General features: G+C 43.3%; 18 protein-coding genes and 1 pseudogene. 9 read left to right on the top strand and 10 right to left on the bottom strand.

Features of this window, described 5'->3' with window-relative positions:
- Positions 1-312 precede the first annotated feature (312 nt).
- A complete protein-coding gene (locus tag AB204_RS20910) occupies positions 313-3,912 on the bottom strand; it encodes an inverse autotransporter beta domain-containing protein (protein ID WP_053067931.1) in 3,600 nt (1,199 codons plus the stop codon).
- A gap of 364 nt (positions 3,913-4,276) precedes the next feature.
- Here AB204_RS20910 and murQ point away from each other — a divergent pair, with 364 nt between their 5' ends.
- Both murQ and murP read left to right on the top strand, forming a co-directional pair.
- Positions 4,277-5,182 (top strand): N-acetylmuramic acid 6-phosphate etherase, encoded by a 906-nt coding sequence (gene murQ, locus AB204_RS16265; protein WP_200898256.1) that lies wholly within the window; start codon positions 4,277-4,279, stop codon positions 5,180-5,182.
- 26 nt (positions 5,183-5,208) lie between these two features.
- The gene (gene murP / locus AB204_RS16260; protein ID WP_047964420.1) at positions 5,209-6,660 is read left to right on the top strand and encodes a PTS N-acetylmuramic acid transporter subunit IIBC; all 1,452 of its coding nucleotides are present in this window, start codon (positions 5,209-5,211) and stop codon (positions 6,658-6,660) included.
- Positions 6,661-6,676: 16 nt separating this feature from the next.
- On the opposite strand, the gene AB204_RS16255 is transcribed toward murP, so the two are convergent.
- Positions 6,677-7,282, bottom strand: a complete 606-nt coding sequence (locus AB204_RS16255) for a LysE family translocator (protein WP_047964419.1) — start codon at positions 7,280-7,282, stop codon at positions 6,677-6,679.
- Positions 7,283-7,410: 128 nt separating this feature from the next.
- On the opposite strand from AB204_RS16255, the gene AB204_RS16250 reads away from it, so the two are divergent.
- The 3 genes from AB204_RS16250 to crp all read left to right on the top strand — a co-directional run bounded on the left by AB204_RS16250 (position 7,411) and on the right by crp (position 9,703).
- Positions 7,411-7,629: a YheU family protein gene (locus AB204_RS16250; RefSeq protein WP_047964418.1), complete on the top strand. Its 219-nt coding sequence runs from the start codon at positions 7,411-7,413 to the stop codon at positions 7,627-7,629.
- A 78-nt stretch (positions 7,630-7,707) separates the two neighbouring features.
- Complete coding sequence (locus AB204_RS16245) at positions 7,708-8,577, top strand: phosphoribulokinase (protein WP_047964417.1); 870 nt, start codon at positions 7,708-7,710, stop codon at positions 8,575-8,577.
- A 493-nt stretch (positions 8,578-9,070) separates the two neighbouring features.
- The gene (crp, locus tag AB204_RS16240) at positions 9,071-9,703 is read left to right on the top strand and encodes a cAMP-activated global transcriptional regulator CRP (RefSeq protein ID WP_004240730.1); all 633 of its coding nucleotides are present in this window, start codon (positions 9,071-9,073) and stop codon (positions 9,701-9,703) included.
- 97 nt (positions 9,704-9,800) lie between these two features.
- On the opposite strand, the gene AB204_RS16235 is transcribed toward crp, so the two are convergent.
- From AB204_RS16235 to ppiA, 3 genes are all read right to left on the bottom strand, one after another.
- Entirely contained in the window at positions 9,801-11,018 is a 1,218-nt protein-coding gene (locus AB204_RS16235) for an aspartate aminotransferase family protein (protein WP_047964416.1), read from the bottom strand.
- 119 nt (positions 11,019-11,137) lie between these two features.
- Positions 11,138-11,713 carry an aminodeoxychorismate synthase component II gene (locus AB204_RS16230; protein WP_047964415.1) on the bottom strand — a complete coding sequence of 192 codons (576 nt, stop codon included), beginning with the start codon at positions 11,711-11,713 and terminating at the stop codon, positions 11,138-11,140.
- 306 nt (positions 11,714-12,019) lie between these two features.
- Entirely contained in the window at positions 12,020-12,586 is a 567-nt protein-coding gene (gene ppiA, locus AB204_RS16225; protein WP_047964414.1) for a peptidylprolyl isomerase A, read from the bottom strand.
- Positions 12,587-12,924: 338 nt separating this feature from the next.
- On the opposite strand from ppiA, the gene darT reads away from it, so the two are divergent.
- From darT to yihA, 3 genes are all read left to right on the top strand, one after another.
- Positions 12,925-13,575: a type II toxin-antitoxin system toxin DNA ADP-ribosyl transferase DarT gene (gene darT, locus AB204_RS16220; RefSeq protein WP_047964425.1), complete on the top strand. Its 651-nt coding sequence runs from the start codon at positions 12,925-12,927 to the stop codon at positions 13,573-13,575.
- Entirely contained in the window at positions 13,572-14,630 is a 1,059-nt protein-coding gene (darG, locus tag AB204_RS16215; protein ID WP_047964413.1) for a type II toxin-antitoxin system antitoxin DNA ADP-ribosyl glycohydrolase DarG, read from the top strand. The genes darT and darG overlap by 4 nt, the downstream gene beginning before the upstream one ends.
- 188 nt (positions 14,631-14,818) lie before the next feature.
- On the top strand, positions 14,819-15,442 hold the full coding sequence (yihA, locus tag AB204_RS16210) for a ribosome biogenesis GTP-binding protein YihA/YsxC (protein WP_047964424.1): 624 nt from the start codon (positions 14,819-14,821) through the stop codon (positions 15,440-15,442).
- 88 nt (positions 15,443-15,530) lie between these two features.
- Here the strand turns inward: yihA and AB204_RS24155 are convergent, their stop codons facing one another.
- The 5 genes from AB204_RS24155 to AB204_RS16190 all read right to left on the bottom strand — a co-directional run bounded on the left by AB204_RS24155 (position 15,531) and on the right by AB204_RS16190 (position 21,088).
- Complete coding sequence (locus AB204_RS24155) at positions 15,531-15,578, bottom strand: hypothetical protein (RefSeq protein ID WP_438361642.1); 48 nt, start codon at positions 15,576-15,578, stop codon at positions 15,531-15,533.
- 372 nt (positions 15,579-15,950) lie between these two features.
- Entirely contained in the window at positions 15,951-18,773 is a 2,823-nt protein-coding gene (gene polA / locus AB204_RS16205; protein WP_047964423.1) for a DNA polymerase I, read from the bottom strand.
- 396 nt (positions 18,774-19,169) lie between these two features.
- Entirely contained in the window at positions 19,170-19,793 is a 624-nt protein-coding gene (dsbA, locus tag AB204_RS16200) for a thiol:disulfide interchange protein DsbA (protein WP_047964412.1), read from the bottom strand.
- A gap of 17 nt (positions 19,794-19,810) precedes the next feature.
- Positions 19,811-20,800, bottom strand: coding sequence for a serine/threonine protein kinase (locus AB204_RS16195; RefSeq protein ID WP_072061464.1), 990 nt, complete (start codon positions 20,798-20,800; stop codon positions 19,811-19,813).
- Between the two features lie 18 nt (positions 20,801-20,818).
- A complete protein-coding gene (locus AB204_RS16190; RefSeq protein WP_047964411.1) occupies positions 20,819-21,088 on the bottom strand; it encodes a YihD family protein in 270 nt (89 codons plus the stop codon).
- A gap of 116 nt (positions 21,089-21,204) precedes the next feature.
- On the opposite strand from AB204_RS16190, the pseudogene queF reads away from it, so the two are divergent.
- A pseudogene (queF, locus tag AB204_RS21560) lies at positions 21,205-21,342 on the top strand (NADPH-dependent 7-cyano-7-deazaguanine reductase QueF); the annotation flags it as partial.

Raw genomic sequence — 21,342 nt, 5'->3', positions numbered from 1 at the left:
GAAAAGTTTTATCATTATGCGTAATGAAAAATTATTATTGCCTGATAACCAAAAGTAATCTTAGTATTCTTTATATATTTTATCTCAAGTTGTTAAAGCCTATCCTGGTAAACGCTTTTGTTTCATCTGGAAACATTACCCATTCATCGAATGGGTAATGTTATTGTCAAAAAAAGCCTTTACACCATACTTCCTGTCAGACAAAAAATAATGTTCTCCCAAGCCAACACAATGTTAAATAAAATTTTGTACCAGCTGATAAAAAAACAGGCTCCATCAATGAGCCTGTTTCAAAGTATAGTAATAATCTGATTAGATTAAAGATTGTGGAAGTAAACAGAATAATTTTCTAGGACTTGGGTGCGGTAGAATCGGACCCTTTTCATTCGGTGGATTCTTTACATATTTTTCGTTTTGATAATTAACCCAGCCATCGATAAGTGGCCCTTGTGCCTCTTGTGGCTTTTGTGGCCCTGTATCCTTTAGGGTTTTAAGAAGAAATAAACGAGCGTAGAAACCTTCCCCACTCAACACAGTATCACCATTATTACCACTAATTACTTGAATGGGGAACGTTTCATCAAGAATAATACTTCGAAGATCCTTATAGTCACTAGAGATAGTATTTTTGGAAGTCACATTCACTAATTGCCCCAACATATCTATAGTAACGGATTTGACATTTTTGATATTATGCAAAGATTCTTTTGGTTCAAGATTCTCGCATGCCGTGTTTGGGGGAAAATAAACAGGCGGGTACATCGTCTCGGTAGCAACCATCTTGGTAACAAAAACATATCTCAGCGGATTGAACTGATATGAATAAAGATACTTTTCTCCCGTTGTCTTATTAGTAACGTTAGCAGTGACTTTTACTGGTTCAGGTTTGAATTTTTGCGGCGGGAACCATAAGGCCTTCTCCGGTCCGGTTGTATCCACCTCAATAGAAGATCCTGCCGGAACATTATATTGAACATCGAATATTTGTGGATCAAGATCACTTATCTGTAGTCCATGAGAGTCACTTATATGAGCAAATACAAATTTCACCTGATCACTGACAGTAACGGGCCTTCCCAAAGAAAAACTGTTGTACTTATCAGTGGTTCTTATCACGGTTTCCCTTTCTACCGCATTGAAACTCACTGGTTTAGCTTTCGCAGCCTGAGGCTTGTTATTAACATTAACGGATACTTGTGCCACCACACCGTCAAGTCCCGCACTACTTACCAAAGATGCGGTTAAATACCCCTTATCATCGGTCGTGTTCTGCACATCAATAAATCTTAAGCTCTCTGGTTTATCACGGCCCTTATCAGGCACCACTTCCCAGGAAACATCTTTAAATGTCTGATTTTTGAGCGGATTCCCTGTTGTAGATTCTATCATCAATGCCTTATAGGTAGCTTTACCCTTCATATTCGCAAGCAGTGGTCCCTCAGGCGATACCTCCAACGAACCTTTAATTGCAGCATCAGAAGGGTCCTCTGGAATAAAGTCAAAAGCCTGAGATTGTATTTCTACTCCGCCATTGAGGGTGAGTCCAACTTTGGCATTTTTAATTCCCTGCGTACTACGCAATACTGCCTTGAATTTTCCCTGACCACCCGGCTTACTGTCTACTGCGGTTATAGTTGCACCCGGTGCAGCAGAAAGTGAGATTATGTTCCAGACAGGGTTTACGGTTTCTTGATAAGGCTTGCCGTCTTTATTGGTCACTGTCGCAGTAACCGTGTATTGGCTGCCATCTGCTTTGAGTGAGGCAGATGACGGTTCAAAATCAAATTTAACGCCCAGTTTTTGCTTATCATCAACAAAAACTACAGGATCATCAAAGTAGACAGGGGGGTCATATGAGTGATTTCCTGAGCCATTATCCGAACCCGGCATCGGAATCGGATCATCCGCTTTAATCGCAATGCCTACCTTAACAGTCTGAGCTTTAGTACTCTTCACTGTGGCAAAAAGCTGCCCTTGTTCATCCACCACAGAGGAACTGTCTATGATGACACTCGTGTTGTCCGGCTCCGTAACCCACTTAATCTTGAAGCCATCGTTTCCTTTTCCTGGTATTCCTTTTACTGGAGCACCAAACGCATCGACTACCACAGCTTTAAAGATGTGGGCATTGTTTGACTTGTTTGAATTGTTTGAATTGTTTGGATTGCTTGAATCGCTAATGAGAACAGATCCCTTCGGTGCTGATTCCATTTGAGTCAGTTGGAATGAATATTGACCAAAATTAATGGGTTCCGTTTTATTTACCAGTATTTTAGATAATCCCGGAATTTCGAGATATACCTTGATATCTTTCGCCTCTACAGCGGAAATTAATTTTGCAATTAATTGGCCCTGCTGATTGGTTATATTAGTCTGCGCTTCAAGTTGGGGCTTCGCCACATTATCACCTTCTTTCGGCATACCCGGATATTCATAGGTCCATTGAGCCCCCTTAAATTCGGTATGACTGAGTGGGTGATTGTCTTTTCCGCTACTCAGGGTGACGGTCAATGTATACGGTGACAAACCATTAGCACCGACAGGGCGGTTGGGGGTAATGCTTGTCTTCACCGATATGGGTTCAACTATCACGCGGATTGTTCTCTCGGACTGATTATCTGTTTCGTCCTCCGCAACGGCAAAAATCTCGTAACTGTTTGTACCTTTAGGGTTATAATTCGGCAGAGTGAGGTCAATAGTCTGACCATTTTCAAGAATACTGCCCCCATTGTGACTGAATGCCCCATCGGCTGACCAGGTTATCTTTTTGATGAGTTTATCCGCTCTGATGTCTGCGACTATTTGCCTTTTCTCACCGCTATATCCGGTGATGGTGTCAGGCAACATCATTTCCAGTATGGCTTTTTTCCTGTAATCCAGAACAATGTTGTTATTCCTTTCAACCAGATCATAACGGCTTCCGGCCAATGTACGCATAGAAGCAACGCTATCTGTCGAGAGCTGAACCCCCAGAGGCACACCAAATCGGTAGTTCAGATTGGCCAGAAATAAGGTTTCGCTACGTCCGCCACTGCCATGTTTATAGTCCACGCCCATTGTCACCAGCGGGATAGGCGTATAACTCAACCCAAACCGGGCAAGGCTGGGGTTTTTCTGCTTGGTGCTGCGATTGAACAGAGAAACGTTATCGCCAAAGTACTGCTCATAACTCAATTTCCCCCCCAGATTGGGATAAGCAGGCAGGAAAAACTCACCATTGAGATCAAAACCATTGGCGGGGCGTTCTTCGAAATCTTTATCTTCCATAGACTGATGCCAGTCACTCAAACGCAAATAGGTGTTGGCAGAGAGTTTGACATAATCAGCCCAGGCTTCGCCCCCTAACCCCATGCGTTTATTCTTACCCGTGAGGTCATAATCGTAGAAAGTATTTAAACCATACATCCAACCGGGAGTGAAATAGCGCCCCCCCAAACCGAAGTTTATGGTATTTCGGCTGTCTTTATTCCGATAGCCAACCTGGGTGAAAAACAGCCAATCCGCTTTATTGTCATAAAGCGGCAGCAAAAAATCTAATGAACTATTATCCAGCTTGCCTTTTCTATCCATGGAAAGATTAATTTTTGCTGTACCAAACTGAGACAGCCATTTTTGTGCCTCACCGGTGACTGTGCTATTTAATTTACCCAGCGCGTAAGATTTGGCTTGTTCGGTCAGTTGCGATGGCGAGGATGACAACAGACTGCCAACCTTTTGCAGGCCTTGAACCATCAAGTCCTCTTTCAACTTTTTCTCATTATCTCTGTTATCTTCATTTTCTGTTTTCGGTAAAAATATTTCTTTCATCTGATGCTCAGGTTGGCTTTCACCCACAGCCAGAGCACTCATGGTTATAAAGGGTAAAAATAAAGAATATATAAAAATCCCAAAGCGAATGAACTTATTACTCATGTACGAGTCCATATATAAACACCTCATAAAATATGAGCCATTGAGCAGATTTTAAGTATTAGACGTCAGATAAACTTAAAAAAAACAATATTTCTATGCACTTAACATACATTAGGAAAAGTTTTATCATTATGCGTAATGAAAAATTATTATTGCCTGATAACCAAAAGTAATCTTATTATTCTTAATATATTTTATTAGTCCTGGATTCACATAATTACTGCATACCTTTCATGCTGCTGAATAAACAGCGTCTATATTTTATCTCGAATTGTTAGTACGATAGCCTAGCGCGTATATGCAATAGCACCCAATAGATATCAAATCACTTCCTGACTTCTCATGACATAACGGCAGAAAAATGATGAAAATTGACTTGAGCAAAATGGTGACTGAAAGTCGCAATCCCGCCAGTACCTGTATTGATCAGTTATCGACGCTGGATATGCTGCGCGTTATCAACGATGAAGATAAAAAAGTCGCTATCGCCGTTGAGAAAACCCTGCCCCAAATTGCCTGTGTCGTTGATAAAGTCGCCGAAGCCTTTCGCCAAGGTGGACGCTTAATCTATAGCGGAGCGGGAACATCCGGGCGTTTAGGTATTTTGGATGCCAGTGAATGCCCCCCAACTTATGGCACGAAACCAGAACAAGTGGTCGGTCTAATTGCTGGCGGGCATCAGGCAATTCTAAAAGCGGTAGAAAATGCCGAAGATAACCGTCAATTAGGCTCAGTTGATCTTAAAGCACTACAATTTAATCAAAGAGATGTACTGGTGGGGATCGCGGCCAGCGGTCGGACGCCTTATGTATTAGGAGCAATGGAATATGCCAAATCGGTCGGTGCTACCGTAGCCTGCATCAGTTGCAATCCAGACAGCCCAATGGTGCAATTGGCTGATATCGCTATCACACCTGTCGTGGGGCCGGAAGTGGTGACAGGTTCTTCCCGTATGAAAGCAGGTACGGCACAAAAACTCGTACTGAATATGATTACGACAGGTGCCATGATCCGCATTGGCAAGGTATATGGAAATTTGATGGTCGATGTGGAAGCCACCAACGCCAAATTAATCGAACGTCAGAAAAATATTGTCATGGCAGCCACTGAGTGCAGCAGGGAAATAGCAGAACATGCCCTGAATGCCTGTAATGGTCACTGCAAGACCGCAATTGTGATGATTTTATCGGGCGTCAGTGCCGAAGAAGCCAAAGTGTTATTGGCAGAGCACCAAGGATTTATCCGGCCAGCGATACCTAAGGACCGATAATCATTACCTCTCTTAAGGGGTTCTAAATGGCTAAAATTAATCAGGACATGCTGGTCGAAATACTTCACACCATTGGCGGGGCTGGTAACGTTGCTCACTGCGGTAATTGCATGACCCGCCTGAGGTTGACTCTGCGCGATGATTCACTTGTCGATAAGGCCAGATTAAAAAAAATGACCGGAGTATTGGGTGTCATAGAAAGTGATGATCAACTCCAGATTGTCCTTGGCCCCGGTAAAGCCCAGACAGCGGCGGACATGATGAATACTTTATTAAGTGAATCACATCATCTCAGCCATTCAGAGCCACATTCTGACACACTAAAAGATATTGCCCTTTCCAATAAAAAACACCTTAAAGAAAAGCAAACCAGCTCAGTCCATAAATTTCTGGCTAAATTCGCCACCATTTTTACTCCCTTAATCCCCGGGTTTATCGCCGTTGGTCTGTTATTAGGTTTTGCTACCTTGCTGGAGCAGGTTTTTATCAAAGGAGCCGAAAATCCCGACGCCATATTGGTGGAAATGGTCGGCTATATGAAAATCTTCAGCAAAGGCATGTTCAGTTTTCTGAGCATCTTGATTGGCTACAATGCACAAAAAGCCTTTGGCGGATCAGGCGTTAACGGTGCCATCATCGCATCCCTGTTCGTACTGGGCTATAACGCCGAAGCCACCAGCGGTTTCTATTCTGGTATCAATAACTTCTTTGGGTTTTCCATCGATCCCCGGGGCAATATCATTGGCGTGCTGATCGCCTGTATTCTCGGCGCTTGGGTAGAAAAACAGATCCGCAGAATCATGCCATCTGATCTGGATATGATCCTGACTTCGGCTATCACCCTGCTTATCATGGGGGCCGTTGCCTTTATCATTATTATGCCCGTCGGCAGTTACTTGTTTACTGCAATGTCATGGCTGTTTATGAATTTGAATGGCAACCCATTCGGTACGGCTGTTTTGGCGGGATTATTCTTAATCGCGGTCATGTTTGGCGTGCATCAGGGCTTCGTTCCTGTCTATTTTGCCTTGATGGATGCACAAGGATTCAACTCTCTGTTTCCCATTCTGGCAATGGCAGGAGCCGGTCAGGTAGGTTCTGCGCTGGCGTTATATGTGAAAGCCAAAAAAGGCTCATTGCTTCGCACTCAAATTAAAGGTGCCATCATTCCGGGCTTTCTGGGGATTGGGGAACCCTTGATCTATGGTGTCACCCTACCCCGCGTAAAGCCTTTTGTGACCGCTTGTCTCGGTGGTGCGGCAGGGGGATTTTTTATCGGCCTGATTGCCTGGTGGGGCTGGCCTGTCGGGTTAAATAGTGTTTTCGGCCCTTCCGGGCTGGTCGCCCTGCCCTTAATGACATCCAACAGCGGTATATTTACCGGGATGGCAATATATGGTGCAGGGCTGATTGTCGCTTATATCGCTGGCTTTATGCTGACAATACTCTTCGGGAGCAAAAATATCGATCTGGACTGATGCAGCCAGACCCGCCTTAATTTAACCATATTAAGGGCACACAAGCGGCGGTCAGAATGCCCATTGCAATATTGAACATAAACCACGAGTGACGGCTTCGCAGCAATCGGCCAATCAGTGAACCGAGCATAAGCCAGATTGCACCCGCGATAATGCTGGAAAATAACATCACTACGCTGATGGTTAAAATGGAGTAGCCATATTGTTCTCCAGCCAGACTGTAGCTACTGACCGCTCCCAATCCCATCAGCCATGTTTTGGGATTCAGGAACTGCAACAACCATCCCTGATAAATTTTGATAGGTGGCATTGACGGCGTTGAGGTATCCAAGCGCTTATAATGCGAGGTTGCTGTTTTCCAGGCTAACCAGAGTAAGTACAGGCTACCAAGCACTTTCAGGCCGGTATGCATGGCAGGATAAATCAGTAACAACGCAGCGACACCAAAAGCAGACAGCAACAAAATTGTCTGCATCCCCAAAACAATACCCAAGCAAAGCGGAATGGAGCGACGAATACCAAAATTGGCACCCGATGATGTCAACAACATATTGTTTGGACCCGGCGTAACTGCGGAAATAAACATAAACGTACTGAGAGATAAGATCAGGCTTACAGTCATGGGTAGTTTCCCCTCACCCAAATGGTCAACATTTCCTTTCAAGAAAAATAACAGTATGTTATTCCACACACAAGATGACTAATCATGAAATCAATTCATTATGAATTACCACATCGGGAACAACCACAATGATAATTCCGTGGCAACAACTGGAAACCGAAACACTACTTAACCTGATAGAAAGTTTTGTCTTGCGGGAAGGCACAGATTACGGCGAACAAGAAAAAACACTTGAACAAAAAGTACAGGATGTTAAACGCCAACTTGAACGGGGTGAGGTTCTGCTGGTATGGTCTGAGTTACATGAAACCGTCAATATCATGCCCAAAGAGATGTTCCGCCCATAAAGCCTGACTTGTTTTATTCACTCTAACTGGATGATTAAAATAAAGATAACTCAATTTTTATTGATAAGGAGTCTGTCCATGTCTGCCAAACATCCTGTCATTGCAATTACTGGCTCCAGTGGAGCAGGAACAACGACCACCAGTGTGGCTTTTCGCAAGATTTTCCAGCAAATTGGCGCGACTGCCGCAACCATTGAAGGGGATAGTTTCCATCGTTACACTCGTCCTGAAATGGATGCCGAGATCCGCAAAGCGAGAGAACAGGGCAGGCATATCAGTTACTTTGGGCCAGAAGCCAATGATTTCAGCATGCTGGAAAAAGCATTTTCTGATTATGGGGAAACAGGCAGCGGGCGCTGCCGAAAATACCTCCATACTTACGATGAAGCCGTCCCCTATAACCAAGTACCAGGCACTTTCACACCGTGGGAACCCCTGCCATCAAATACAGATATTCTGTTTTATGAGGGTCTGCATGGCGGTGTTGTCACGCCACAACACAATGTCGCCAGCCATGTTGACCTGTTGATTGGTGTTGTGCCTATCGTGAACCTTGAATGGATACAGAAACTCATCCGTGACACCAGCGAACGCGGGCATTCCAGAGAAGCCGTTATGGATTCTGTTGTCCGCTCAATGGATGACTATATCCGCTATATCACCCCCCAGTTTTCACGCACCCACATAAATTTCCAGCGCGTTCCCACGGTTGATACATCTAATCCTTTCTCTGCCAAGGCTATTCCATCACTGGACGAAAGTTTTATCGTGATCCGCTTCCGTGACCTAACCCAAATTGATTTTCCATATTTACTGGCAATGCTTCAGGGTTCATTTATTTCCAGTATAAATACCATTGTTGTTCCGGGTGGAAAAATGGGACTGGCGATGGAGTTAATTATGGCGCCGATCGTTAAGCAATTACTGGAAGGCCAAAAAATTTCATGACTTAAACTGCTTTTTATTTTAAATAAAGCAGGCAACAAAAAATAATGTTGTCTGTTTTATTTAAATAAATAAGTCGTTCTTACAATAATAAAGCGGCTGATAAAAATCAGTTTTAGCCAGAAAAGTGAAGCAACATAAAGCTCATCACAACGGAAACGCTGTTCAGAATTATATAAATACACTGTCAATAAAATAGCCTCTCCAAACAGATTTCTGGTAATCTGGCAACCGGTTTAATATGCTGAAGCGATACAGGGGAAGACAGAAACGTTTTCCTGTGTTACAAACAAGGTTACAAGCGAGATTGGCAAGTTATATGGGGTGAGATCAATATGCCATCACTTTGGCATTCTTATAATCCATATAAAATTCCTGCTTGTCAGTTTTTCAGCAAGTTAATATGTTAAGCTATTGACTTTATAAAGCTAGCCTGAAGAGAAACCATCTGTTTCTCACTTCATAAAGGCAGAAATAACAACAGAGGATAAAGCGAATGGTTCTCGGCAAGCCACAAACAGACCCTACTCTTGAATGGTTTTTGTCACACTGCCATATTCACAAATATCCATCCAAGAGCACGCTTATTCATCAAGGTGAGAAAGCAGAAACGCTTTACTACATTGTTAAAGGTTCGGTTGCTGTTCTAATAAAAGATGAAGAAGGTAAAGAAATGATCCTCTCTTATTTAAATCAGGGGGATTTCATTGGTGAACTTGGATTATTTGAAGAAGGGCAAGAACGTACTGCATGGGTGCGAGCCAAAAGCGCCTGTGAAGTGGCTGAAATTTCCTACAAGAAATTTCGCCAGTTAATTCAGGTTAATCCTGACATTCTGATGCGTTTATCTGCTCAGATGGCAAGTCGTCTACAAACAACTTCCGAAAAAGTAGGCAACCTGGCCTTTTTGGACGTGACAGGCCGTATCGCCCAAACGCTGCTCAACCTGGCTAAACAGCCTGATGCCATGACTCACCCTGATGGTATGCAAATCAAAATTACCCGTCAGGAAATCGGGCAGATTGTGGGTTGCTCCCGTGAAACAGTTGGCCGCATTCTTAAAATGCTGGAAGATCAAAACCTGATCTCTGCACATGGTAAAACCATTGTTGTTTATGGAACACGTTAGTTCCCGATAAACCTGAAATTCAGCCAGTGCAATTTATTACATCCGCACTGGCTTTTTTTGTTGCTTCTCCCGATCGTTATTTTATTGATTTAACCATTTATTGATTTAACCATCGCGATATCGCCATATCCAACCGCACCATGCCTTCTGTTATCTCATTCTCAGCGATAATTAATGATGGCGTAAAGCGTAAGATACTGTCTCCTGCACTCAATAACATCAATCCGTGCTCCGCCACTTGCTGCAATATTTCTCTGGCCTTGCCTTGATATTCCACTTTCAATACAGCGCCAATAAGCAACCCTTTTCCACGGAATTCATGGAAGATGCCATATTTTTGGTTCATCTTTTCCAGTGCATGAATGATTATATCGTGGCGCTTTTCCACTCCCGCCAATACTTCTGGTGTGTTGATGATATCCAAAGCGGCACAACCGATAGAACAAGCCAACGGATTTCCGCCATAAGTTGTTCCATGTGCGCCTGTTTCCATCGCCGTCGCAATTGTATCGGTCGTTAGCATCGCACTAATCGGAAAACCTCCTCCCAATGCTTTTGCCGTCGTCAGAATATCCGGTTGAACGCCATAATGCTGATAAGCATATAGCCTGCCTGTACGCCCCATTCCGCTTTGTACTTCATCAAAAATCAGTAGCGCCTGATGCTTATCACATAATTTCCGCACACCATGAAGAAACTCTGTCGTTGCAGGCGTAACACCGCCTTCTCCCTGAATCGGCTCCAGAACAACAGCGCAGGTGTCATCATCGATTACCGTTCTGACAGCATCCAGATCATTAAAAGGGACGTGTACAATATCGGCCGGTTTAGGCCCGAACCCTTCGGCATATTTTGGCTGTCCTCCCACCGAAACGGTGAAAAACGTGCGTCCGTGAAACGCATGATGAAAAGCAATAATTTTGGTTTTATGGGGATGATGGCGGGTAATCGCGTAACGACGGGCCAGCTTAAATGCGGCTTCGTTGGCTTCCGCTCCGGAGTTAGCGAAAAATACTCTCTGTGCAAAAGTTGCATCAATCAACTTTTTCGCTAAAGTTAAGGCGGGTTCATTGGTGAAAACATTGCTGACATGCCACAATTTTTCACCTTGCTGTTTCAGAGCCGCCACCAAGGCCGGATGGCAGTGCCCCAGAGCCAAAACAGCGATACCACCGGCAAAATCGATATATTCTTTACCCTGCTGATCCCAGACCCTACTACCTTGCCCTTTGACAGGAATAAAATCCGCTGGCGCATAAATTGGCAACATAACCTGATCATAAGTATTCCGGCTATTTGCTGTGTTTTCTAGCATTTCCCTCACCTTATTTTTCTATTTGCCACACCGAAGTGAAATAACAGTCACTAAATATGAATAAAAAATCAAATAGTGGCAAATAAAAAAACGAGTGAGGGATTATCGATGATACCTGACTAATACTTAAGAAAATTATTCAACAACTCATGTCCCTGCTCACTAAGAATACTTTCCGGGTGAAATTGCACCCCTTCCAGTGGCAAAGTACGATGACGTATTCCCATAATTTCATCCACATCGCCATTGCGCTGGCTCCATGCCGTCACTTCAAATGACGCAGGAAGAGTTTCAGCAGCAATCACCAGCGAATGATAGCGTGTGACGGTCAGTGGATGATCCAACCCCTTAAATACCCCTTGCTGACAATGATGGAGCAAGCAAGTTTTTCCATGCATCACTTCACGGGCTTTGACAACGCTGGCACCAAAAGCCTGACCTATCGCCTGATGCCCCAAACACACGCCCAAAATAGGCAGTTTCCCGGCAAAATGTGAAATCGCTTCCAGAGAAATCCCTGCTTCATTTGGCGTACAAGGCCCGGGAGAAATCACTAAATGTGTAGGTGCTAATCTTTCAATATCTTCAAGCTGTAACTCATCATTACGCTTAACTAAAACCTCTGTCCCTAATTCACAAAAATATTGATATAAATTGAATGTAAAAGAATCGTAATTATCTATTATTAATAACATAGGAGTATATCCTACTGATTTTATAGTCTTATAAGTTGCCCTACCCCATTGGGGCATTATGCATTCTGTATTACGGTAAAATCAGGTAAAGCAGTATCAACGGCAACGGGGGAGTCATCATACCACAGAAGGATTTTTAAAATAGTGGCACAGAGAATCCCTAACCAACTAAGTTACTTATACCACTATGTTACTTATACTACTACAGAGTACAACGCTGGAGAAAGGAGATGGGAGAGAATACGAACGGTATTCAAACAATCAATAATGATTACCCGAATACCGGATTACCTCTTGCTAAAACGATTAAGACTCAACCTTAGCTGACAAAATCACAATAGGTTTCACAGGTACGTTTTGGTAAGGCCCAACATTTTCTGTTTTGACCTGAGAAATTTTATCCACGACATCCATACCTTTTACGACTTTACCAAAGACGGCATAACCAAAATCACGCTGACCATGGTCAAGAAAAGCATTATCAGTCACGTTAATGAAAAACTGGCTGGTCGCACTGTCTTTATCTGCGGTACGTGCCATGGCAATAGTGCCACGCAGATTACGCAAACCATTATCTGCTTCATTCTTAATTGGCGCTCTGGTGGTTTTTTGCTTCATATCTTTTGTGAAGCCACCGCCCTGAATCATGAAACCGGGAATAACACGATGAAAAATAGTGTTGTTATAAAACCCCTCATTGACATACTCAACAAAATTCTTGGTGGTAACTGGTGCCTTGTTGCTATCCAACTCAATTTCGATTTCTCCGGCTGATGTCACCAGCTTCACGTGAGTTTCGGCAGCCAATGCTGGAACAGCCACTGCACTGATAGCACATGCAGTCATAAGCGACACAAAAATACGTTTAAACATTGATGGTTCCTTTATTTTTGAGGTCAACAATAAAATTCATAACAACAAAACTTATTAAGTGTAATTCCCAATAGAACTAAGTTCCAAAGATTTACCTACATTTACGAGTATTTTAGGGAAATAGGGGGAAAATCTATCTATTCAGCTTTTATATTCGCATATTTGCGCGAGAGTTAATTTAAGAATAACCTCTATATTGAGGCGCTTTCCGGGCCAAAGGACGTAATTTATCGGCAGATGCCAGTATGGTGATACGAATGCAAATTTTCATATAGGGTGATATGGTGTGTTTCGGTATATCAATATTCCACCTGCTTTTTGCCGTAATGGTCACTAACATGAACTATAAAAAAAGCCTAAATCCCAAGAAGGCGTTGATTTGGCGAATTGTTCACAGAGATAACTTGCCGTGGATTCTTCAAAATGGTTTTTTCGCTGGGAATAGTGATACAAAGTCAGAAAATTGGATAGATATTGGTAATCCAGAGCTAATATCGAAAAGAGCAAACCATCCCGTACCCATTTCTCCAGAAGGAACACTGAACGATTACATCCCGTTTTACTTCACACCTTTTTCTCCCATGCTTAAAAACATACACAGCGGTTGGGGTGGAATAAAGCGAAGAGATAATAGCGAGATAGTTATCCTTGTTTCCAGTTTGCACAAATTAAATGAGATGGATATTCCCTTTATTTTTACTGATAGTCATGCTTATTACATGTGGTCGAATTTTTACTCTGATATCGCAGATCTGGACAAAATTGATTGGGAAATTATTCAATCAAAAGATTTTAAAAGAGATCCCGATGATCCTGCTAAATTTGAACGTTATCAGGCTGAAGCACTCATACACAACCATTGCCCAATAGAGGCTTTCGTTGGTATCGTGTGTTATTCCGAGAAAGATAAGCAATACTTAAAAGAGTTAATTAAACAATCTGGTCATGATGTTGAAGTGATCGCGAGACCGGGGTGGTATTTTTCATGATTCATTACTCAACAGGCAACTTACTTGATGCTGACGTGGAAGCATTGGTCAATACAGTCAATACAGTAGGCGTTATGGGAAAAGGGATTGCTTTAATGTTTAAAGAGCGTTTCCCTTTGAATATGGCTTTGTATGCAAAAGCTTGCAAATCAGGTGAAGTTAATACCGGAAAAATATTTGTCACGGAAACAGGGGAGTTGGTTAGCCCTCAATGGATCGTTAACTTCCCAACCAAGCAGCATTGGCGCTTTCCTTCTAAGATGGAATGGATTGTTCAGGGATTAAATGATCTTAAAAAATGGATCATCGAGAATAACGTCAAATCTATTGCGATTCCCCCTTTAGGCGCTGGTAACGGCGGTCTTAGTTGGATGGACGTAAAACCAAAGATCGAGTCAGCATTATCATCTCTGGATGATGTAAACATCTACATTTACGAGCCTACGACCAAATACCAAAATGTCAGTAAAAAGCAAGGAGTTGATGCATTAACTCCAGTTCGAGCCATGATCGCGGAACTTGTTCGCCGTTATTGGATTTTAGGTATGGAATGTAGCTTACTCGAGATTCAGAAACTGGCTTGGTTTCTTGCTAGAGAACTTGAAAAACAAGGTCTGCCAGACATCCTAAAGCTTAAGTTTAAAGCAAATAACTATGGGCCATATGCTCACAATTTAATGCATTTACTCAATGCATTGGATGGTAGCTACCTTTGTTCTGATAAGCGTATTCCTGATAGCGATCCACTGGATGTCATACGATTTAATGACGCAAAGAAAGAAAAGCTTCAGGATTATTTGACAACCGAGGCTAAAGATTACTTACCTGTATTAGAAAAAACCTCAGAACTCATTGAAGGATTTGAGTCTCCCTATGGCATGGAGTTATTAGCTACAGTCGATTGGCTCCTGTACAAAGAAAAATGCGACAATAATATCGAGTCAATTAAAAAAGGCCTGAGCCATTGGAAAGGTGGCACTAAAGCGGCTGCGCGGAAATTGTCATTGTTTAAAGATCGTCATGTAAGCATTGCTATAAATAGACTGACCTCATAATTAGTTCTATGTGTACTATCTACCAATGTACTATCCACCAATGTACTATCCACCAATGAACTATCCACCAAGCATGGGGGATAAGTGACAGTAAAAATGTCAAAATAAAGTTACGCCTGTCCACAAGCGACAGCTCTCGGTATAATCACCCCCGCTATTTTCGTGTATTCCTCAGGGAGATGACCATTTTGACCATCAAAAGCTACAACTATCACATGACCCACTTTGTCACGAGTGCACCTGACATTCGCCACCTGCCTCAAGATGTGGGCATTGAGGTCGCGTTTGCGGGTAGGTCAAATGCGGGTAAATCCAGTGCCCTGAATGCACTGACCCGCCAGAAAAGTCTTGCGCGCACGAGTAAAACCCCGGGCCGTACTCAGTTGATCAACTTATTCGAAGTGGAAGAAGGTGTTCGTCTGGTGGATTTGCCGGGCTATGGTTACGCTGAAGTACCAGAAGAAATGAAGCGCAAGTGGCAGAAAGCCTTGGGAGAATATCTCCAGAAACGTGAATGCCTGTTAGGGCTGGTGGTTTTGATGGATATCCGTCATCCACTGAAAGATCTGGATATGCAGATGATCGAATGGGCAGTTGTGATGCAGGTTCCTGTCATGGTATTGCTGACTAAGGCCGATAAACTGACTTCCGGTGCCCGTAAAAGCCAACTGGCGAAAGTCCATCAGGAATTGGCTTCTCTGGATGGCGATGTTCAGGTCGAATATTTCTCTGCTCTGAAAAAGTTCGGTATCGATAAACTCGAACAAAAACTTGATCTTTGGTTCAACCAACCTGCCATTGAAGCGGAATAACATCCGCTGCATTCACCACATTCCCGCCTGTATAAATCGGACATAAAAAAACGCCCCAGTCAAAAGAGATGACTGGGGCAGCTAATATTCAGCTAAATCCGATTACGTGAAGTAAAAGGTCTGAAAGATAGAACATCTTACCTCTGTACCCTACGCCGACAACTTTACCCTATTCCTTTAATCAAAAAAAGACTTTTTTGTAATTAATTTTCATAAAATGCCTCGATTCAGCTTCTATTATTTAATCAAATCAGGTTATAACGCCATCATTTATGTAGTTTAATTACATAATTATGAGATCTAGATCCAATCTCAAACCTAACCTAAATTGTTGCCACAAGCCTTCTCACGGTGTGATCCGGCTATTTCTGGTTTATAAAACCAACAGTGATTTCATAAAAATCACTCAATAAAAGATCATCTACACAAAAAATAGGGCTATAAAAAATAAAAAAAGAACCGCAAAGATGCGGTTCTTCAAAAATCAATAAATTGAAAGTATAAGTGATCAGTGCGCCTGATCCCAATTATCACCAACCCCGACATCCACTTTTAATGGAACATCAAGCTGCATACTTTGTTCCATCAACTCTCTGATTGCTTTCTCCGCAGCCTCCAGTTCAGACTCATGCACCTCAAACACCAGTTCATCGTGAACCTGCATGATCATCCGTACATTTGGCTGTTCGCTGACAATCCAATTATCCACGGCTATCATCGCCAATTTGATGATATCCGCTGCTGTACCCTGCATAGGCGCATTGATGGCTTCACGCTCTGAAGCTTTACGGCGCATGGCATTACGCGATTTGATATCTGGCAGGTACAATCGACGCCCTTCCAGTGTTTCAACAAACCCATGTTCAGCGGCTTGCTGGCGTGTGCGCTCCATATAAGACAGCACGCCCGGATAACGTTCAAAATAGAGATCCATATAACGTTGTGCTTCGCCACGTGGAATCCCTAACTGGCGGGATAAACCAAACGCACTCATACCATAGATCAGACCAAAGTTAATCGCCTTCGCACTGCGACGTTGCTCGCTGGTCACTTGCTCCAACGACACGCCAAACACCTCCGCAGCGGTCGCACGGTGGATATCCTTACCTTGTGCAAACGCCTTCAGCAACCCTTTGTCTTGTGACAAGTGTGCCATAATCCGCAATTCGATCTGTGAATAGTCCGCCGCCATAATGCGGTAGCCTTCTGGCGCAATAAATGCCTGACGGATGCGTCGACCTTCCTCATTACGCACAGGAATGTTTTGCAGGTTTGGATCACGGGAAGAAAGACGCCCAGTCGCCGTTACCGCCTGGTGGTACGAAGTGTGGACACGATTTGTCAGCGGATTAACCATTTGGGGCAATTTATCCGTGTAAGTGGATTTCAGTTTCGCCAAACCGCGATGCTCCAGAATCACTCTCGGCAATTCATGGTGCTCCACCAATTCTTCCAGGACTTCTTCGTTTGTTGATGGTGCACCATTCGGGGTCTTTTTCAAGACAGGCAAGTTCATCCTTTCAAACAAAATGACTTGTAACTGCTTGGGTGAAGCCAAATTAAATTCTTCACCCGCTAACGTATAAGCTGATTTTTCCAACTCATCTAAACGTGCAGTGATTTCCAGTGAATGTTCTGCCAACGTTTGAGCATCAATCAGTACGCCTGTCCGCTCCATGCGGGAAAGCACAGGCACTAATGGCATTTCAATTTTCTGGAAAACTTTTTTCAGTGTCTCCACGCTCTCTAATTGTGGATACATCACCTGATGTAACCGTAAAGTCACGTCCGCATCTTCTGCCGCATATTTTGATGCTTCCTCCAGCGGAATTTGATTGAACGTTAGCTGTTTTTTACCTTTACCCGCAATTTCTTCGAATGTCGTGGTCTTATAGCCCAGATGACGCTCCGCGAGGCTATCCATGTCATGTCGGCCCACTACGCTGTTCAGAACATACGATTCCAGCATAGTGTCAAAAACAATACCGTTCAGAGTAATGTCATAACGAGCCAAAACGCCACGATCAAATTTCAGGTTTTGGCCTATCTTAGGCAGGCTTGCATCTTCCAACAGTGGTTTTAATGCTGTGAGAACTTCATCCAGATCCAGTTGTTGGGGCGCGTCCAGATAATCATGGCCCAACGGCAGATAGGCGGCTTCAACCTCTGATTCACCTAACGCTGATCCACTTAACGCTAATCCACCTAACGCAATAGCAAAAGACATTCCCACCAGATTGGCGGTCAGGGTATCAAGGCCATCAGTTTCAGTATCAAAAGAGAATGCCGGAGCCTGTTTCAGTTTCTCAATCCATTCATCAAGGGATTGGCGATCAAGAATGGTCTGATAGCTTTCCGGTGAAATTTTGACAGCACTTGGTGCGGCTGCCACAGCTTCGGCTTTCGAAACTGCGGCAACCAGTTTCTGCCCATTACCTTCCAACCAACTGCCATTCTGTACGTCACTGATCCAGCGTTTAAACTCATAATGGCTGAACAGTGCCAATAACTCATCCGCATCCGGTGGCACAACAGCAAGTTCCAGACAGGTCTTATCTAATTCCACATCCGTTTTAATCGTTGCCAACTGATAAGAAAGGTAAGCCACTTCTTTATGCTGCTCCATTTTCCCGCCCAGCGTTTTAGCACCGCGGAAACTGAGTGTCGCTATTTCATCAAGTCTGGCGTAAATCTCATTCAATCCACCAATACCCTGCAACAGTCCCAAAGCAGTTTTTTCACCGACCCCCGGCACACCAGGAATATTATCGGAAGAGTCCCCCATCAGGGCGAGGAAATCGATGATCAGTTCAGGCGGAATACCATATTTTTCCTTTACCCCTTCCGGCCCCAGAATAGTGTTGGTCATGGTATTAATCAGCGTGATATTCGACGTCACCAACTGAGCCATATCTTTATCACCAGTACTGATCAGGACAGAGCGGCCTTCTTTTTCAGCCTGCAACGCCAATGTACCGATAACATCATCAGCTTCAACACCCGGTACAACCAGAATTGGCAGTCCCATTGCCTTAACCATTTTGTGCAATGGCTCAATCTGCGACCGCAAATCATCCGGCATTGGTGGGCGGTGGGATTTATATTCAGCAAATAACTCATCACGGAACGTTTTGCCTTTGGCATCAAACACGACCGCCACATGACTGGATTTATACTGCATGATCAAACTGCGCAGCATGTTCAGCACGCCATACATGGCGCCCGTTGGTTCCCCTGTACTGTTTGTCAGTGGAGGAAACGCATGGTATGCACGATAAAGGTATGAAGAACCATCAACCAAAATCAGGGGATTGTCTGCTATCTGTGCCATAAAATTTTCTTCGTCGTTCTGTGGGATGAATAAAGAATAGAATGCCATACTGTGCCGATATAGACGAATTTTGCGAGAATTTTCTCGTGCTAACCTGCATTTTCTGACAAATATTCTGATGAATTCTCTGTGGATAACTTTGTGCACAAAAAAATGGCACATAAACCAGATTTATGTTTATCACTGTAAAGAATGAAGAACAGAAGGTAAAAATCAATGAATTACGGCGAATGTGAAAGAAATATTACAACTACTTAAAAATCACTGACTTGTGGATATTACCGGAGTTTATGTTATGAAAGGGAACTTTCAGCAAGTATTGTGCCAGTTTTATCTTAGCTGACACAATACTTGTATTATTTTATATTAATACCAGTCTTCTTGTTGCATTGTGGCTTATTTTTTTGTCACCAGATAATTCACTACATCAGAGAACTTCTTACCGTAGTCCAGCTCTGAACGCGATTCAATGCCACCATTGTTAATCAGGTATTTGCCATTAACAAAAACTGCCGGAACACCACGCAATTCAAGATCTTTGGCTGCCTGACGCTCTTTAGCGGCTACAGATTGCACGATAAAGCTGTTCAATGCCGCATCATATTCCTCACCAGACACACCAGCCTTGATGAAGGCATTGCGGATATCTTCTTTACTATGGATGGATTGGGTTTTCTGAATACCCTCAAACAAAATTGGAGTGACTTTATCTTCAACCTTCATGACGATCGCAACCGCCCAGGCATCCGTCAGATCTTTCCCCAGAGGCCCCAGAAAATCGACATGATAACGGTCATGAGTCACCCCCGCCGGCAGGTTTTTCTCAACAGTAGAAGGAACATGATAAATGTTTTCAAACTGATAACAGTGAGGGCAATAAAAAGAGAAGAATTCCAAAACCTGCGGCTGATTTGCAACCGGGTTTTTTAATTCCGTATACTGTTTGCCTTCAGAAAAACCGGAAGCAGATGCATTAAATGCCATAAACGCTCCCACCAGTGCTAGCCAAAATTTCTTCATAATGGTCTCCAGAAAAATTAATACATCGGGTTGAGCTGTAAAGGTGGTTCCTGTAACAGCCGGGTTTGTTCAGAAAAAAGATTCATTTGCTTATGCCAGAAATCACTATCAGCCATCCACGGAAATGCTTTGGGAAAAGCGGGGTCTTGCCAGCGACGAGCAACCCAAGCCAAATAATAGACCATTCGCATTGCCCGCAGTGGTTCTATCAAAGCCAGTGTTTTTGGGTCAAAATCCGTAAACTGGCTATATGATTCAAGCAAAATATCCAGCTGAATCAACCGCTCCTGCCTTGAGCCATTGAGCAACATCCACAAATCCTGAATAGCAGGGCCATTGCGGGCATCATCAAGATCCACAAACCATGCCTCATCACGCCACAAGATATTACCAGCATGGCAATCACCATGCAGCCGTAATGCCTGCCAGTTATCATTCCATTGATGTACAACAGCATTGTTCAATTCATCCAGTGCCGCCAAAAAACCTTTCTTACGCCCGGCAGGCAGAAGCTTGCATTCAGCCAAATATTGATACGGTTGATACAAATACTCATCAAAATTAAGCGTAGGACGAGCCGAAAACGTTTTTTGACGACCAATCTGGTGCATTCTTCCCAGTAAACGCCCGACATCTTCCAACTGGTCAAAATTATCTGATTCGTACTGGCGTCCTCCTACGCTCGGGAAAATAGCAAAAAAGAACCCGCCATAATTCAGTACCGTCTGCCCATCAAACATCAGGGGAGCCGCAACCGGTAAATTTGCCTGCTGCAATTCATGCGCAAGATCATGTTCCTCTTGAATTTGCTGCTGACTCCAGCGCAGGGGGCGATAAAATTTCACCACATAACGTTTGCGATTCTCATCCATGAACTGATAAACACGATTTTCGTAACTATTCAGTTCAGTTAAACCGGAATCAAGATACAAACCAGACTGCGCCAACGCATCCATGATTAAATCTGGCGTTATATTCTGAAAATTAAAAGCTTTCGATTCTGTCACAACACAGTTCTCTCTTTATCAATCTTTAATAACACCGCGGGCACGTAATAACGCTGTCTTAAAATCTTCTTCATAATCCTTTTTCAACCCGGGAATTTCTGCCTGACTATCCGTACCGCGCATTTTCAGGTGATAAATCAGAATATCATCGGTTAATTCAGACAACTGCCCTGCGAATCCTGCTTCATCAGCCAGCTTTTGCAAAAGCTGCGCCAAACTTAAATCCGGCTCATTCTTCCATACTGGATGTAAAAGTTCGATAACTTCATTGAGGCGGTGATACTTCATTTTTAGTTCCTTATAAGACGGACGGGTACGTGATCGCATCAAAGCCGCCCTTTTGGCTTCTGAGGGCTAGACTGCTAAGATGATTGCTCAAGCTCCGCTTGTTCATGAAAATACCTCTTATCCAATCAAAAAGCTTTAAGCTTTATCTGAACAGTTTTAACCAAACCCGCGTTGCTGATTGGGAAACAGTACAAAAAACTCTGCAACAGGATTTATCTGCTTGTGCCAATGGCGATATCGAAATTGTTTTACAT

The organism is Xenorhabdus khoisanae, assembly GCF_001037465.1.
Lineage (GTDB): Bacteria > Pseudomonadota > Gammaproteobacteria > Enterobacterales > Enterobacteriaceae > Xenorhabdus > Xenorhabdus khoisanae.
The sequence above is the reverse complement of the archived record's forward strand: the minus strand, read 5'-3'. Positions and strand labels throughout refer to the sequence as shown.